Genomic DNA, 15,376 nt, shown 5'->3' on the forward strand with positions numbered 1-15,376 from the left:
CCGCCAGAACCGGAACGGTGCGCCCGCGAGCGCTATTCCCCGCCGGGGGCGTACGGGTGGCTCCGCGCGCCCCCGGCAGCGCTCGGCGAGATCGGCCGGACGGGCCCTAGAGCCGGACGCGGTGGTGGGCCAGGTGGGCGAGGACCGCGTGGTTGGCCTCCCAGCCGTCGGGGAACTTGACGGCCACGCCGAGCTGGACCGGCTCGGTGGCCGGGTGGTCGTCGAGCAGCTCGGGGATGCCCGCCCGGGCGACCACGATGCAGGCGTGCCGGTGCCGGGAGGCCAGGACGCAGAGCCGGCCGGTCTCCAGGTGGAACGCGGTGGCATCGGGCCGGCCGGAGAGCGGGTGCAGCACGACCGTCACGTCGTACTCGCGGCCCTGCAGCCGGTTCGCCGTGTCGACCGTCACCGCCTCGCCCGCCGCCGGGTCGACCGGGACGCCGAGCCGGGCCAGTTCGGCGCGCACCGCGGCGGCCTGGTCCCGGTGCGCGGTGCCCACCGCGACCCGGCCCGCGGTGAGCGGGGCGCTGCCCTGCTCGGAGTGCGCCGTCAGCCCGCGCTCCAGCAGCCGGCGGACGGTCGCCGCGACGGCGGCGACCGCCTGGACGTCGGTGCGGACGGTGTGCCGGGCGGGCAGCTCCAGCAGCGCCCAGCCGCTGCCCGCCGCCTCGTCGATCGCCGCGTCCACCGCCGAACCGTCCCCGCGCAGCCCCGGCCGCAGGGTGCGGTCGCCCGGGCCGGTGCCGGAGCGGAACGGCGTGTACGGGTAGAACGCGGCGGACACCAGGGGTGCCGCCGAGGCGGGCAGCCGCCAGGAGACCGGCAGGCGGTGCGGCTGGATCGCCGGGTTGTGGGCCAGCAGGGTCACCACCGCGGAGGAGGACGGGTCGTAGGACAGGCCCGCCCACTGGTCGGTGCCGACCACGGTGAACGGGTCGAGCTGGCCCGGGTCGCCGACGAACAGCGCCCGTTCGAAGAGCCGGGCGACGGCCAGCAGCGCGTCCGAACGCATCTGGTACGCCTCGTCCACGATGGCCTGCCGCCAGGGCTGCTCGGTCCGCACCCACTGCCACTTCGCCGCGGTGGAGATCACCACGTCCTGCTCCAGCAGGTCGGCGACCTTGTCCTTCGCGGTGACGTTCGGATGCCGCAGCGCCTCCGGCGCGGGCCGCGCGTCGCTCGCGTGCAGCCGGCCGACGGTGATCCCGGGGGCCTTGGACGCCAGCCGGTCGACCAGGTCGTCGACCTGGCTGTTGGTCTGGGCGACGATCATCAGCCGCTCGCCCGCGCCGACCAGCTCGCGGGCCGCCCGCACCACCAGCGTCGACTTGCCCGCACCCGGCGGGGAGTCCACCACCACGCCGCGCGGCGCGCCCGGCACCGGGCGCACCACGGCGTCCAGGATGCCCGCGACGGCCCGGTCGGCGGCCTCGCCCGGGGCCGGCCCGGCGGGGGAGGAGGTCTGACGGCCGGTCACCGGCGCTCCGGAAAGGTCCATGCGCTGATCATTCCCACTCGTCCGCACCGGCCGACACCTCCTCGACGGCCACCGGGGGGCCGCCGTGCGTCCACGGCGTGTCCGCCGGGTCCGGCAGCGGCGCGGACTGCCGGGGCGCCAACTCGAACAGGGTGAACACCACGGCCGTGCCCGGCTCCGGCACGCTGCCCGGCTCCGGCTCCCGGCGGCGCCCCATCCCGGACAGCAGCCGCACCACCACCTCGCCCGGCGCGGCCGAGACCACCTCGGCCCGCTGGGCGGGCTCCGCGTGCGCCCGGTGCACCTCGCGGCCCGGATCGGCGTGCGGACGGTCGTCGGTGCGCACCACCAGCAGCGGGCGCGGCTTGGGGGAGCGGCCCGCCGACCACTCCGGAACGACGTCCACCACCTCGCCGGCGAACGCCTCGCCGGACAGCCGGCGCTCCGCCATCGCCAGCGGGTCGTCCAGCGACTCCTGGATCTCCAACCTGGCCTGCTCGCGCTCGCGCTGGGCCAGCTTGCGGGCCGCCGTCACCGCGTCGTCCCGGCGCGGCTGCGGGGGCTCGCCCGCCGCCACCCGGTCCCGGTGCATGGTGAACGACCAGCGGTCGCCCTCCCAGCGCTCCGGCAGGTGCCCGGCCGCCGGCAGCGCCCGCAGCAGGTCGAGGCCGCACCAGACGTCGTGCCAGGTCGGCAGCGTCGCCGCGCGCAGCACCCGGGCCAGCTCGGCCCGCGCCTGCTCGACCAGGGCCGCCGCCCGGCGGGACTCCGCGCCGTCCCGGGCGGCCTCGGCCCGCTCGCGCACCGCGACCGCCGCGTCGTGCCGCAGGATCGCCGGGGCCAGCACCCGCTCGTCGAACTTCGGATCGGTGGTCGGACCGGCCGGCGGGTGCAGCAGCAGGCCGTCGCCGTCCCGCGCCGACTCCACCCACTCGGCCGCCGCCGCCCCGGTCGCGGCCGGCTCCAGCCCGGACGGCGGCAGGTGCCAGGCCAGCCGGGCCGCCAGGTGCTGGTCCTCCAGGTTGCTCTGCCCGGTCGCCCAGTGCCGCGCCAGCAGACCGGTCACGGTCAGCAGCATCGAGGAGCCCGGCACCTGCGCCCGGTCCGTCAGGTGCGTCAACCAGCGCCCCAGCAAAGGGACTTCGGTCGGCGCCGGGTACTCGCCCGGATCCGGGTCCTGCGCCGTGCGGCGGAACCGGGTGGAGCGGCCCAGCAGCGCCAGGTGCGCCACGCCCCCCGCGTTCGGCACCACCAGCTGCGGCGCGTCCGCGCACAACTCCCGCACCACCGGCACCTTCTCGCCGCTCACCGGGTCCTTCTCGGAGCCCTCCAGCAGCTCCACCTCGTCCCCGAACGACTCCAGGTACGGCACCACGTCCCGGGCCACCGCGGCCAGGAACTCCGCACGCTGGGTGCGGTTCAGCGGCTGCGGCACGAAGTGCAGCCGGGGCGCCTCCCGGTCGGTGCCCAGCAGCACCGCCAGCGGGGCCCCCGCCTCGCCCGCGGCCGCCAACGGCACCAGCACCATCGGACGCTCCGACAGGTGCCGGTGCCGCACCGTCGCCGACGGCCGCGCCCGCTGCGCCCGCACCGCCTCCAACCGGGCCAGCGTGGACAGCAGGCTCACCGCGCGCCCTCCGCCGACGCCAGCGCCTCGGCCCGCAGCCGGGCCGCGTACGCCAGCCGCTCGGACGCCTCGTCCAGGCCCGACCCGGCCGCCGGCTCCGGCTCCAGGCCCGCCGCGGCCCCGGACTCCGTCACGGCCCCGGACTCCACCGCGGCCCCGGACTCCGCCGCCGCCAGCGCCTCCTCGACGGTGCGCAGCGCGCCCAGCTCGCCGCGCACCCCGCGGCCCAACTGCTCCACCGCGCCCGCGCAGCGCGCCTGCGCCCGGCAGTGGAAGCCCAACTCGCAGGTGGAGATGCACTCCGGGGCGTACGCGGCGGGCACCGCGTCGACCGCCGCCGTCAGCTCCCCGACCGGCCGGGTCGGCGCGCCCGTGTCGTCCCGGGCCAGGTCGAAGGTCACCCCCTCGGGCAGCGCCGCGAGCAGCTGCTCGACCCTGGTCATCCGGGACAACTGCCGCCGGGTGGTCGCCAGTTCGCGCCGCACGTCGACCGGGACGGCGACCGGCTGCGCGGAGAAGTCCTTCGGGCAGACCAGCAGCACCGTCAACTCCGGTGCCCCCGGCAGCTCCTGGACGGCGTACGGGTCGCTGGACAGCGGCCGGCCGGCCAGCCGGGCCGCCGCCTCCTGCAGCGCCAGCACGTACACCGCGGCCTGCCGGGCCGCCGCGCCGACGTGCGCCGGATCGGCCGAACCGTCCAGCACCGGGAAGGACTTGATCTCCACCACGGTGCACCGCCCGGCGTGCACGACCAGCGCGTCCGGCTCCAGGTAGGCCGGGCTGCCCGCCACGTCCAGCCGCAGCATCGGGTGGTCCAGCAGCGTCCAGGCCGCCGGATCGGCCGCGGCCTCGGCGAGCGCCGCCAGCGTCCGCTCCGCGCGGACCGCTGGGGCCGCCGCGGGCAGCAGGTCCGGCACGGCGGGCGAGGACGCCTCGTCCGCCGCCACCCCCAGCCGGCGGCGCAGCGGATCGAGCAGCACCGCGTAGCCGTCCCGCTTCAGCCAGGACTCGAACTGCAGGCCGCGGCGGATCGCGAACGGCGACTGGCCGAACGGCGCGGGACGCCCCAACTGCCGTGCGAGCGCGGTCTTGTCGACGCCTGCGGCGTCCAGCAGGGTGCGGCGGCGGCACCCCGGATTGGCGGCGAGGGCGGCGAGGGCCCGGGCGTCGAGGCTGCGCTGCGGCGCCGGGCCGCGCAGCTCGGAGAGCCGCCGCAGCGGCGGGGTGGCCTGCCCCAGGTGCGAGACGTTCATGGTGCGGCCCAGTCTCGCATCCGCAGCCGACAACGCGGAGCCCGGAGGTCGGTCCGGTGGGTCGGGTGGGGGATCATGGGGCGGTGGCCCTCGACGGCGGGGCCAGTGAACCGCACCCTTCCGAACGAGGTACCCCGCATGCCCGCCCGCATCGTGCTGGTCCGCCACGGCGAGACCTCCTGGTCGGCCACCGGCCGCCACACCGGCCGCACCGACGTCCCGCTCACCGACGAGGGCCGCGCCATGGCCCACGCCCTCGGCGAACGCCTCGCCCGCGCCCCGTGGAACGGCCTGCCCGACGCGACCGTCTACACCAGCCCGCTCTCCCGGGCCCGGGAGACCGCCGAACTCGCCGGCTTCGGCGACCGCGCCACCGTCCGCCCCGAACTCCTGGAGTGGGACTACGGGCAGTACGAGGGCCGCACCGGCACCGAGATCCGCGAGACCGACCGGCCCGGCTGGCTGATCTGGCGCGACGGGGTGCCCGGCGGCGAGACGCTGGCCCAGGTCTCCGGCCGGGTCGACGGCTTCCTCGCCGAACTCAACGCGGAGCACGGCACGCCCGACCCCGACACCACCACGATGCACTGCGCGGACCGCGACGTCGTCCTGTTCGCCCACGGCCACCTGCTGCGCATCCTGACCGCCCGCTGGCTCGGCCTGCCCGCCGAGTACGGCCAGCGCCTCAAGCTCGGCACCGCCGCGCTCTGCGTGCTGTCCTGGGAGTACGGGCTGCCCGCCGTCGAGGTCTGGAACGACCACAGCCACCTGGAGCGGCTGGGGCACTGACGTCCGGTCGGGTGTTCGCGTCCGGGCGAGCGCCGACGTCCGCCCGGGTGCTGACGCCCGCCCGGGTGTTCGCGTCCGCCCGGGTGTTGGCGTCCGGGCGAGCGCCGACGCTAGTCCGGGTGCTGACGCCCGCTCAGGCCGCCGCCGCGTCGTAGCCGTCCAGGAAGTTCCGGACCTCCGGCACGGCGACGTGGCCGCGCAGCCGGTCCGCGGTCCGTGCCAGCATGCCGCGGATCCGCGCGGACCGGACCCGGTCGAGCAGCGCCACCGCCGCCGCGCCGTGCTCGGCCGCGCCCGCCAGGTCGCCCCGGCCCAGCCGGTCGTGCGCCAACTCGGCGGTGTACAGCACCCGGTTGCGCACGAAGTGCGGCTCCTGGAGGCCGATCGCCCGCTCGGCCCGGTCAACGGCCCGGTCCCACTCGCCCAGCGCCGACCAGCACTGCGCCTCCTGCCCGGCCAGTTCGGCCTCGCCGAAGAAGGACATCCACTCCGGGTCGTCCGGCCGCTCGCCCCGGTCGAACAGCGCGTACGCCCGGGCCAGCGCCCGCTCGCAGGCCGACCGGTCGCCGAGCAGCGCCCAGCCGCCCGCCTCGCGCAGCGCCAGTAGCGACAGCAGCCGGTCCGAGCCGAGTCCGTCCGCCGCGGCCTGCCCGGCCTGGGCGGCCCGCAGCGCCTCCCGGGGGCGCCCGGCGTCCCGGGCCAGGAAGGCGCTGTTGCTGAATACGTGCGCCTCCAGGTGCGGGTCGCGGGCCATCCGGGCGGTGGCCAGCGCCTCCGAGTAGAACGACCTGGCGTCCGTCAGCCGGTTCGAGTCGTGGGCCAACCAGCCTACCGAGATGGCGAGTTCGCCCGCTCCGCCCTGCAACCGGCGCTCGGTCGCGGCGTTGTACTCGCCGTCGTTGAGCAGCACGTAGGCGCTGCGCAGCGACTGCCCGGCCAACTCGAACAGGGCGTCCGCGCCGTGCGCGTCGTCCAGCAGCCGGATGTCGCGGACCGCCTGCTCGACGCCCTCCACCTCGGCCGCGCCGACCCGGCGGCGCTCCGGCCGGGGCGGGGCCGCGGGCGGCGGGGCGGCGGGCAGCGGGGCGGCGGCGGAGGGCGGGGCCTGGTCCAGGCCGAGCACGGCCGCCAGGGCGGTGGGACCGCCGTTCAGGAACGTACGGCGAAGCACGTCGTCGTTCTCCTCGTCAGACCGGAGCGGGGCGTCCGGCGGGTGCGCCGGGACGGACGGTTCGGTGGCCGGCGCCCGGCGGCGGACCGCCGTGCGCGGGGCGAACCCGAGCTCCGCCAGCGACTTCTCCGGCCACAGGTGCCGGAACACCCGCTCGTACGCGTAGTTGGGGCAGCGGATCTCGCCGGACTCGACCCGTCCGACGTAGCGCGCGTCGCAGGACACGTGCTCGCCGATCTCCCGGGCGGCCCGGCGGACCAGGGTGGCGAACTCCCCCGGCGAGAGGGTGCCGCGCAGCTCGCGCATCGCCTGGTTGGGGACGGGCGCCGGACGGGGCCCGCCGGTTCGCGTGGCTGCCATGCTGCACTCCGAGGTCGTGCCGGGGTGGTCGCGCCGGCCCCTGGGGGAGGGCCGCCGCGTCGCCACGACAGTACCGGCAGTCACCGCGTGAACACGTCGAGTTGCGGAGAGTAGGTGGGTCAATTGCGGACAATACGGACCTAGTTGCCGCGTTGTGCCATGAAATGCCATGGCTTGCTGTATCGGAGGCCGTGGCCTGGACGCCCGGTCCCGCGTTGTCCTGGTACATGGACACCGGCGGTGCGGGCCCCCTCCCGCACCGGGCACCCGTCGCACGACCGGGTGACGGAGCGCCGTCCGGTTTCCGCGCGACCCGAGGCGACAGGAGGTCCCCCATGGCCACCGGAGTTCCCCAGTACCGACGGCCGGCCGTCCCCGCCGCGCCGCCGGCCCCCGCGCCCGTGAGCTCGGCCGCCCGCGTCGTCCAGTACGACACCGTCACCGTCCAGGTCCGGCACGGCCTGGAGGCGGTCGACATCCTCCGGCTGCGGCGCGCCTGCGGGGCCGTCCAGCAGACCGCCTCCGGCGGCGCGATCGCCTTCCTGGTCCCGGCCGGCACCGCGCTGCGCTGGCACCTGTCCGGCTCCGCCTGTACCCCGGGGGCCGAGCTGCTCCCGCCCACCGACCCGCGCTGGATCATCCCGCCCTCCGGCTCCCAGCCGTACCCGCGCCCCACCGACGCCTGGGTGTTGCGCTCCGCGCTCTGCGAAGCCGCCACCACCCTCACCGCGGGCGGTCTCGGCCCGCTCTGAGCGCGCCCGGACTTCTCCTGACGGCTCATCAGAGAACCTGCCCGAAACGCCAGTTGGCATGCAACCGTCGTCTCAGCGGGCGGAACGCCCGACCCCGCAGCGGGCAGCGCCCGTCACCCACCGTCGCATCCCCTCGTCGACGGGCCCCCTCGTCGACGGGCCCCCCGCCGCTCCGCCCGCGCTGCGACGGGGCGCGACCCCGACCGGCGACCACTCCGGGGCGGGCACCGGATAATGGGGCCATGGGCCGTCCACGCACCACCCCCGCCGTCCCCGGCCGCGCGCACAGCCAGGGCCCGCTCACCGCGGCCGTCGCCTCCGGCACCGCCGAGCTCCGCCCCGACCGCGACCGGCCGCACGCCTGGCAGCTGCTCCTCGACGGCGCGCCGCAGTCCCTGGTCGACCTCGCCGACCCCGGCCACCTCGGCTTCGCCTACCAGCGCCGGATCGGCCACCTGATCGACCTGGCCGCCCCCGCCCGGCAGCCGCTCACCGCCCTGCACCTCGGCGGCGGCGCGCTCACCCTGGCCCGCTACACCGCCGCCACCCGGCCGCGCTCCCGCCAGCAGGTCGCCGAGATCGACACCGGGCTCACCGAGCTGGTCCGCGCCGAACTGCCGCTCGACCGCGGCTGGCAGATCAAGGTCCGCGGCGGCGACGCCCGCGCCGCCCTGGAACGCACCCCCGACGACTCCACCGACCTGGTCATCGCCGACGTCTTCGCCGGCGCCCGGGTCCCCGCGCACTGCGCCACCGTCGAGTTCGCCCGCCACGCCGCCCGCGCCCTCACCGGCGGCGGTCACTACGCCGCCAACATCACCGACGGCGGCCCGCTCGCCTTCGCCCGCGCCCAGGCCGCCACCCTGGCCGCCGTCTTCCCCGAACTCTGCCTGATCGCCGACCCCGCCGTCCTGCGCGGCAAGCGCTTCGGCAACTTCGTCCTGCTGGCCGCCCACACCCCCCTCCCGCTCCCCGAACTCACCCGCCGCCTGGCCACCGACCCCGCCCAGGCCCGCCTGCTGCACGGCCGCGACCTCACCGACTTCACGGCCGGCACCATCCCGACCACCGACGGCACCGCCGTCCCGTCCCCGGCCCCGCCGCCGCGGGCCTTCGGCTGACAGCCCCCCGCCGATCCGCCGTCCGCCGTCCGCAGCCTGCGGTCAGCGGCGCAGCACGGCCGGATCGAGATCGAGCGGGAACGGGTCGGTGAGGGCGGTGGATTCACCGGGCCGGACGGTGCGGTCGAGGTAGCCGCCGTCCCGGTCGAGCCGGCCGAGGTGGAGGCCGGGCAGCGGGTCGAGGTCCAGCCGCCAGTAGTGCGGGATGCCGGCGGCGGCGTACAGGCCGGGCTTGGTGCGGCGGTCGATGACCCTGGTGGACGGCGAGGCGATCTCGACGACGACCACCACGTCGTCGGCGTGCAGGGTGGCCCCCGCCCCGGCGGCGGCGGACGCGTCGGCGATCACCAGGTCGGGGATCAGCAGGCCGTCGGGGACGAGCACGTTGACGGCCTCCAGCACCTCGAACGGGGCGCCCGAGGTGTGGATTGCGGCATCGAGGAGTGCCCACAGCCGCGAGCTGATTCGCTGGTGCGGAACTCCGGGATTGGGGCTCATCAGCAGGGCCCCCCCGACCAGTTCGATGCGATGGCGGGTGTCTTCGGGCAGGGCGAGAACGTCTTCGACCGTCCACGGCCCAGGGTGATCGGAAACGGCGACACTCACGATCCTTCCTACCTTCCTTCGACGCCGTGGAGCGGAATGCCTCCATTGTCTCCACAGGCGCCGTTCGGCGATACCAGGGGGAGACCGGGTCAGTGGCCGCCGCCCGGGAGGCCGCGGTGCTTGTACATGGCGGCGGCGGTGAGCAGCAGGCCGGCCGCGATGGGGAGCAGGACGGCGACGGTGCCCTCGCCGGCGGGGCGGGTGGGGGCGGCGGTGAGGGCGACGCGGTCGGGGGCGGTGGGCGCGGGGCGCGGGGCCGGGGTGCCGAGCGGCGGGGCGGGGCGGGGGGCCGGGGTGCGGGGCTCGGCGGGGGCGGCGGGCAGGGCCGCGGCGGCGGTGGTGGCGGGGGTGCCGGCGGAGGTGCGCTGGGCCGGGACGGTGGGCGCGGCAGTGCCGGGGGCGGTGCTCCCGTCGGGTTCGCGGCCGTTCGCGGGGCCGGAGCGGGAGGCGCGGGGGCCGTTCTCGGGACGGGACTGCGGGGGGACGCCGGAGAGCAGGCCGGCGGCGAGCGAGAAGGCGTCGGCGTGGTGGCCGGGGAGCGGGAGTTCGCCGGTGCCGAGGTGGTGGCCGAGGGCGGCGCCGAGGCCCTGGACCGGCCGGTCGCCGCCCGAGCCGAGGGGGAGCGCGCCGCCCGCGCCGCTCGCGGTGCCGACCGGGTCGAGGGCGTCCACGGCACCGGCCGCACCGGCCGCACCGACGGCGCCGACCGTACCGGCTGCGCCCGCCGCCTCGCCGACCGGCCCGTCGAGCGGGTCGCCGTCGTCCGAGCCGGGGCGGACGACGGTGCCGAGGGCGCGGCCGGGGTGGTGCGGCGGGCGCCCGGTGTCGGCGGCGCGGGCGTCGGCCGCCCCGAGGCCGAGGCCCAGCACCTGGGCGGCGAGCATGCCGCCCGCCGCCAGTGCCCCGGGCCGGCCCCACCGCTGCCGGGTGGTGTCCGAACGTCGCGGTCGCTTCGCGTGGTTGGTCCGCACACCAGGGGAGAACGAGCGGGACTCCCCGCGGTCACGCCCGTCGCCCACCCTCCGTCACACCGTGCGGGCGCACGGGAGTTCAGGCGAGCCCCCCGCGCCGGATCACCTCCGCGTACCAGCGGGCGCTGGTCTTGGGGGTGCGCCGCTGGGTCTCGTAGTCGACGTGGACGATGCCGAAGCGCTTGCTGTAGCCGTACGCCCATTCGAAGTTGTCCAGGAGCGACCAGAGGTAGTAGCCCCGGACGTCGGCACCCGCCGCGATCGCCTCGGCCACGGCCGCCAGGTGCAGCTCGACGTAGCGGACCCGCTCCGGGTCGTGGACCTCGCCGTCCGGGCCGACCGCGTCGTCGAAGGCGGCGCCGTTCTCGGTGACCATCAGCGGCAGGCCGAAGTCGCGGTGCATGCCGACCAGCGAGTCGGTCAGGCCGGAGGCGTCGATCGGCCAGCCCATCGCGGTGACGTCGTCGTTGGCGAGGTGGAAGACCACGTCCTCGGAGCCCGGCCAGCAGCTGAACTCGCTGTCGCCGTGGCCGTCGTTGCGGGCGGCCTCGGCGCTCCCCGCGGCGTCGGCGCGCGGGGCCGAGACGACGGTCGGGTTGTAGTAGTTGAGGCAGAGCAGGTCGATCGGACGGCCGATCTCCGCCTCGTCTCCGGGGCGCACCAGCTCGTCCCAGTCGACCAGGTGGGCGGTGTCGGCCTTGAGGTCCTCGGGGTAGCCGCCCTTGAACATCGGGCCGGTCCAGACCCGGTTGCCGACCGCCTCGATCCGGCGGGCCGCCTCGCGGTCCTCCGGGGTGTCGGTGAGCGGGCGGACCAGGTGCAGGTTGAGCGAGACCGAGACCTTCGCCGAGGCGGGCAGCACCTCGCGCAGCGCGCCGACGGCCAGGCCGTGGCCGAGGTTGAGGTGGTGGGCGGCCTTGAGGGCGTCCGCCGGGTTGGTGCGGCCGGGGGCGTGGACGCCGGAGCCGTAGCCGAGGAAGGCGCTGCACCAGGGCTCGTTGAGGGTGGTCCAGACCGGGACGCGGTCGCCGAGCGCGCCGGCGGCCAGCGCCGCGTACTCGGCGAAGCGGTGGGCGGTCTCCCGGACCGGCCAGCCGCCGGCCTCCTCCAGGTCCTGCGGGAGGTCCCAGTGGTAGAGCGTGGCGACCGGGGAGATGCCGTGTTCGAGCAGGGTGTCGACCAGGGCGCGGTAGAAGTCGAGGCCGCGCTCGACGGCCGGACCGCGGCCGGTCGGCTGGATCCGCGGCCAGGAGAGCGAGAAGCGGTACGAGGTGAGGCCGAGGTCGGCCATCAGGCGGACGTCCTCGCGGAAGCGGTGGTAGTGGTCCACCGCGACGTCGCCGGTGTCGCCGTTCAGCACCTTGCCGGGGGTCCTGGCGAAGGCGTCCCAGATGGAGGGGGTGCGGCCGTCCTCGGCGGCGGCGCCCTCGATCTGGTAGGCGGCGGTGGCGGCGCCCCAGGCGAAGCCGGGCGGGAAGGCCACCCGGGGGGCCGCCACGGAGGAGTGGGCGGCGGTGGGCCGATCGGTCATGGTCATACGGGAGCGCTCCCATGGTTCGAGGGTGGACAAGGCGGTGTATCCGGACTTCCGGCGGATCAGCTCTTGACGGCGCCGGAGGTGATGCCGCCCACGATGTGCTTCCCCAGAACGGCGAAGATCAACAGCAGCGGCAGGGTGCCGACGAGCGCACCGGTCATGATCACGGCCTGGTTGATGTCGTGGCCGGAGCCGCCGCCGATCGCGGAGAGCGCGACCTGCACGGTCGGGTTCTGCTGGGTGAGCACCACGAACGGCCAGAAGAAGTCGTTCCAGGACTGCACGAACACCAGCATGCCGAGCACCGCCATCGCGGGCCGGGCGATCGGGAACACCACGTGCCAGATGATCCGCAGGCTGTTCGCGCCGTCCACCCGGGCCGCCTCGATCAGCTCGAACGGCAGCGCCTCGGTCAGGAACTGGCGCATGAAGAACACGCCGAACGCGGCCACCAGCGAGGGCAGGATCACCGACTGCAGGTGGTTGCCCCAGTCCAGCTTCGTGACGATCCGGTACAGCGGGATGACGCTGAGCTGCGGCGGGATGGTCATGGTGGCGACCACCAGGGTCAGCAGCGCGTTGCGGCCCCGGAAGCGCAGCTTGGCGAAGGCGAAGCCGGCCAGCGTGGAGAACAGCACCGTGGACAGCGACACGCAGCCCGCCACGACGGTGGAGTTCAGCAGCGCGGTGCCCATGTCCGCCTGGTCCCAGGCGGTGGTGATGTTCGTCCACAGCTCGCCGCCGGGCACCATCGGCGGCGGCGACTGGGCGACCCGCTCGCCGGTGCTGGAGGCCGCGACGAAGGTCCAGTAGAGCGGGAACAGCGAGACCAGGGCGGCGATCCCGAGCAGCAGGTAGGCGACCGGGCCCGCCTTGTCGTGGTCGCCCGCCCCGCGCCGGAACAGGCCGCGCGGACGGTCCTGCTCGGCGGGCACCGCCCCGCGGGTGGAAGGAGTGGACAGGGTGGCGGCCATGTCAGCCTCCCAGCTCGTGGCGCTTGCGGTAACGGGTGATCAGGTACTGCACCAGGCCGAGCAGCAGCAGGAGCAGCAGCATCGTCCAGGCCACCGCCGAGGCGCGGCCCAGCTGGCGCGACGGCCAGCCCAGCTCGTACAGGTAGAGGCTGAGCGTCTGGAACTGGTGCGCCGAGCCGCCGGACACGCCGACGCCGCCGCCGAACAGCATCGGCTCGCCGAACAGCTGGGTGGCGCCGATGGTGGAGACGATGATGGTGAACATGATCGTCGGGCGGATCGACGGGACGGTGATCCGGGTGAACTGCTGCCAGCGGTTGGCCCCGTCCAGGCTGGCCGCCTCGTACAGGTCCTTCGGCACCGCCTGCATCGCGGCCAGGTAGATCAGCGCGTTGTAGCCGGTCCAGCGCCAGGTCACGATGGTGGAGATGGCGATCTGCGAGGGCCAGGTCTCGGAGTACCAGTTCGGGTGGATCCCGACCGCGCCCAGCATCCAGTTGACGAACCCGTAGTCCGGGTTGAACAGCTGGACGAACACCAGGGTCGCGGCGGCGATCGAGGTGGCGTACGGGGCGAGGATCGCGACCCGGAAGAAGCCCCGGCCGCGCATCCGGTAGTTGAGCAGGTGGGCCAGCCCGAGCGCCGTCAGCAGCTGCGGGACGGTCGAGATGACGCCGATGGTGAAGGTGTTGCGCAGCGCCGTCCAGAACTGGTCGTTCGACCACAGGCGGGTGTAGTTGCCGAAGCCCCGCCACTCCATCACGTCCGGCTTGAGCAGGTCGACGTAGTGCAGCGACAGCCAGCCCGTCCAGATCAGCGGGAAGAGGCCGAAGGCGGCGAAGCAGAGGAAGAACGGGGCGATGAAGGCGTACGGGGAGGCCTTCAGGTCGAACCGGTACAGGCGGGAGCGCCAGGCGGGGCGCGCGGGCGGGGCCTCGGCGCGGACGTGGGTGGCCACTTGGGGTTTCCTTCCCGGAGGTGGCGAGGGGCGGCGGAACGGCGCCCGGCCGGGTGGGCGGACCCGGCCGGGCAGTAGGGACCGGCTACCGGCGCGCGGCCGGCCCGGATCAGTTGCTGGTCTTGTCGTCGATCAGCTTGGACACGTTCGCCCAGGCCTTGGCCGGGTCGGTGCCGTGCTCCTCGATGTCGAGGACGCCGTTGTCGGTGATGATCGTCTTCACGTTGCCGTCCTGCTCGCCGATCGGCGCCGGCTTGATGGACTGCGCGGCGGCGGCGAAGATCTGGCCGGTCGGCGCGTTGTTGAAGTACTCCTGCTTGGCGCCCTGGACGGCGGGCTGCTGCAGGCCGCCGACGGTCGAGGGCAGGTTGCCGACCTTGGTGAAGACCTTGGCCTGCTGCTCCGGCGCGGTCAGCCAGGCGGCGAGCGCCGCGGCCTCCTTGGTGTGCTTGCCGGCCTTCGGGACGGTCAGGAAGGCGCCGCCCCAGTTGGAGGCGACCGGCGGGGCGGCGACGTCCCACTTGCCCTTGCCGGAGTCGCCGGAGTACTTGCTGATGATGCCGGTCATCCAGGACGGGCACACCACGGTGGCGAACTTGGCGTTGGCGAACGCGGCGTTCCACGGGTCCTGGAACTGGCGCAGACCGGCGCTGATCTTCGCCTGCGAGGCGGCGACCGCGAGGTCCCAGGCGGTCTTCACGCCGGCGCTGGTCTTGTAGACGAGCTTGCCGGAGGCGTCCGAGTACTGCTCGGGCTGGGCCGACAGCGCGGCGTTGAACAGGCCCGAGGCGGAGTCGGTGAAGAAGGTGCCGGCCGGGGCCTTGGCCTGGTACGCCTTGCCCGCCTCGACGAACTTGGACCAGTCGCCCGCCCACAGCTTCGCGACCTCCGCGCGGTCAGTCGGCAGGCCGGCCTGCTGGAACAGGTCGGTGCGGTAGCAGATCGCCATCGGGCCGATGTCGGTGCCCAGACCGATCAGCGAGCCGGACGGGGTGGTGGCCTGCTTCGACTTCCAGTCCAGCCAGTTGGCCGGGTTGACGCCCTCGGTCTTGCCGAGGTCGACGAACTTGTCGCCCAGCGTGTTGGTGGCCTGCGCGATGTAGCCGACCTCGACCGCCTGGATGTCGGCCAGGCCGCTGCCCGAGGCCAGGTGGGTGGTCAGCGCGTCCCAGTACTTCTGGCCGTCCTGGACGGTGTCGTACTTGATGGTGATGTTCGGGTGCGCGGCCATGTACTCGTCGTACAGGCCGGCCTCCACGTAGCCGAAGGTGCCGAAGTCGCCGACGTTGAGGGTGATCTTCCCGCTGGCGTCGGTGGAGCCGCCCTTGTCCGAGCTCGACGAGCAGGCCGTGAGCAGCAGGGTGGACGCAGCGAGCACGGCGGTGGCGGCGACGGCTGCCCTGCGGGGGCGGGAGGTGGTGCGCATGGGGGCGAACTCCTTTGTCCGGGTGTCTTCCGTGGGTGTGGCGTGGGTGTGACGCGGTTCTGGAGCGGGTGTGACGCGGATCTGATGCGGGTCTGACGCCGGTCTGACGCGGGTCTGACCGAGCGGGAAACGAGAGCTTCGCGGGTGTTCTTGGTGCGCCGAATCTTGGCTACAGTGTGGGAGCGCTCCCACAGCTGGCATGCCGGAAGGTTGCTGTGTCGCGGGGGTGAGTGTCAAGACGTGGTGACATAAACGTTGCCGGAGCGTTTCCACTCCCGTCACCGCCGTCGCCGGCGCTCCCGGGCTCCCGCCCAGGTCGGCCCCGGACCGCCCCGGACCGCTCCGGACCGCCCC

13 protein-coding genes are annotated in these 15,376 nt (G+C 75.2%); 3 read left to right on the top strand and 10 right to left on the bottom strand.

The genetic code is table 11. The features are described from left to right. Positions 1-106: 106 nt before the first annotated feature. The 3 genes from K353_RS11180 to K353_RS11190 are packed head-to-tail and all read right to left on the bottom strand — an operon-like array spanning position 107 to position 4,357. On the bottom strand, positions 107-1,498 hold the full coding sequence (locus K353_RS11180) for an AAA family ATPase (protein WP_199528066.1): 1,392 nt from the start codon (positions 1,496-1,498) through the stop codon (positions 107-109). 7 nt (positions 1,499-1,505) lie between these two features. Then, positions 1,506-3,104: a hypothetical protein gene (locus K353_RS11185; protein ID WP_111553420.1), complete on the bottom strand. Its 1,599-nt coding sequence runs from the start codon at positions 3,102-3,104 to the stop codon at positions 1,506-1,508. Further along, positions 3,101-4,357: a hypothetical protein gene (locus K353_RS11190; RefSeq protein WP_111553421.1), complete on the bottom strand. Its 1,257-nt coding sequence runs from the start codon at positions 4,355-4,357 to the stop codon at positions 3,101-3,103. The genes K353_RS11185 and K353_RS11190 overlap by 4 nt, the downstream gene beginning before the upstream one ends. Before the next feature lie 138 nt (positions 4,358-4,495). On the opposite strand from K353_RS11190, the gene K353_RS11195 reads away from it, so the two are divergent. Then, positions 4,496-5,146, top strand: a complete 651-nt coding sequence (locus tag K353_RS11195) for a histidine phosphatase family protein (RefSeq protein ID WP_111553422.1) — start codon at positions 4,496-4,498, stop codon at positions 5,144-5,146. Between the two features lie 133 nt (positions 5,147-5,279). Here the strand turns inward: K353_RS11195 and K353_RS11200 are convergent, their stop codons facing one another. After that, a complete protein-coding gene (locus K353_RS11200; protein WP_111553423.1) occupies positions 5,280-6,677 on the bottom strand; it encodes a tetratricopeptide repeat protein in 1,398 nt (465 codons plus the stop codon). Positions 6,678-7,012: 335 nt separating this feature from the next. Here K353_RS11200 and K353_RS11205 point away from each other — a divergent pair, with 335 nt between their 5' ends. Continuing rightward, positions 7,013-7,429, top strand: coding sequence for a hypothetical protein (locus tag K353_RS11205; RefSeq protein WP_233533504.1), 417 nt, complete (start codon positions 7,013-7,015; stop codon positions 7,427-7,429). A 242-nt stretch (positions 7,430-7,671) separates the two neighbouring features. Next, positions 7,672-8,550 carry a spermidine synthase gene (locus K353_RS11210; RefSeq protein ID WP_111553424.1) on the top strand — a complete coding sequence of 293 codons (879 nt, stop codon included), beginning with the start codon at positions 7,672-7,674 and terminating at the stop codon, positions 8,548-8,550. Between the two features lie 42 nt (positions 8,551-8,592). Here K353_RS11210 and K353_RS11215 read toward each other — a convergent pair whose 3' ends face one another. The 6 genes from K353_RS11215 to K353_RS11240 all read right to left on the bottom strand — a co-directional run bounded on the left by K353_RS11215 (position 8,593) and on the right by K353_RS11240 (position 15,022). Beyond that, positions 8,593-9,156: a Uma2 family endonuclease gene (locus K353_RS11215; RefSeq protein ID WP_111553425.1), complete on the bottom strand. Its 564-nt coding sequence runs from the start codon at positions 9,154-9,156 to the stop codon at positions 8,593-8,595. Between the two features lie 89 nt (positions 9,157-9,245). After that, complete coding sequence (locus K353_RS11220) at positions 9,246-10,040, bottom strand: hypothetical protein (RefSeq protein ID WP_111553426.1); 795 nt, start codon at positions 10,038-10,040, stop codon at positions 9,246-9,248. A 166-nt stretch (positions 10,041-10,206) separates the two neighbouring features. Next, entirely contained in the window at positions 10,207-11,658 is a 1,452-nt protein-coding gene (locus tag K353_RS11225) for a glycoside hydrolase family 1 protein (protein ID WP_111553461.1), read from the bottom strand. Positions 11,659-11,723: 65 nt separating this feature from the next. Further along, a complete protein-coding gene (locus K353_RS11230; RefSeq protein WP_111553427.1) occupies positions 11,724-12,638 on the bottom strand; it encodes a carbohydrate ABC transporter permease in 915 nt (304 codons plus the stop codon). Position 12,639: 1 nt separating this feature from the next. After that, a complete protein-coding gene (locus K353_RS11235; protein ID WP_111553428.1) occupies positions 12,640-13,596 on the bottom strand; it encodes a carbohydrate ABC transporter permease in 957 nt (318 codons plus the stop codon). Positions 13,597-13,705: 109 nt separating this feature from the next. Then, positions 13,706-15,022, bottom strand: coding sequence for an ABC transporter substrate-binding protein (locus tag K353_RS11240; protein WP_111553429.1), 1,317 nt, complete (start codon positions 15,020-15,022; stop codon positions 13,706-13,708). Positions 15,023-15,376 lie beyond the last annotated feature (354 nt).

Source organism: Kitasatospora sp. SolWspMP-SS2h (assembly GCF_003259315.1).
GTDB lineage: Bacteria > Actinomycetota > Actinomycetes > Streptomycetales > Streptomycetaceae > Kitasatospora > Kitasatospora fiedleri.

Excerpts from the sequence above, each read along its gene's own strand:
- K353_RS11180 (WP_199528066.1), bottom strand. The coding sequence starts at position 1,498 with ATGGACCTTTCCGGAGCGCCGGTGACCGGCCGTCAGACCTCCTCCCCC.
- K353_RS11190 (WP_111553421.1), bottom strand. The coding sequence starts at position 4,357 with ATGAACGTCTCGCACCTGGGGCAGGCCACCCCGCCGCTGCGGCGGCTC.
- K353_RS11195 (WP_111553422.1), top strand. The coding sequence starts at position 4,496 with ATGCCCGCCCGCATCGTGCTGGTCCGCCACGGCGAGACCTCCTGGTCG.
- K353_RS11200 (WP_111553423.1), bottom strand. The coding sequence starts at position 6,677 with ATGGCAGCCACGCGAACCGGCGGGCCCCGTCCGGCGCCCGTCCCCAAC.
- K353_RS11205 (WP_233533504.1), top strand. The coding sequence starts at position 7,013 with ATGGCCACCGGAGTTCCCCAGTACCGACGGCCGGCCGTCCCCGCCGCG.
- K353_RS11210 (WP_111553424.1), top strand. The coding sequence starts at position 7,672 with ATGGGCCGTCCACGCACCACCCCCGCCGTCCCCGGCCGCGCGCACAGC.
- K353_RS11220 (WP_111553426.1), bottom strand. The coding sequence starts at position 10,040 with ATGCTCGCCGCCCAGGTGCTGGGCCTCGGCCTCGGGGCGGCCGACGCC.
- K353_RS11225 (WP_111553461.1), bottom strand. The coding sequence starts at position 11,658 with ATGACCGATCGGCCCACCGCCGCCCACTCCTCCGTGGCGGCCCCCCGG.
- K353_RS11230 (WP_111553427.1), bottom strand. The coding sequence starts at position 12,638 with ATGGCCGCCACCCTGTCCACTCCTTCCACCCGCGGGGCGGTGCCCGCC.
- K353_RS11240 (WP_111553429.1), bottom strand. The coding sequence starts at position 15,022 with ATGCGCACCACCTCCCGCCCCCGCAGGGCAGCCGTCGCCGCCACCGCC.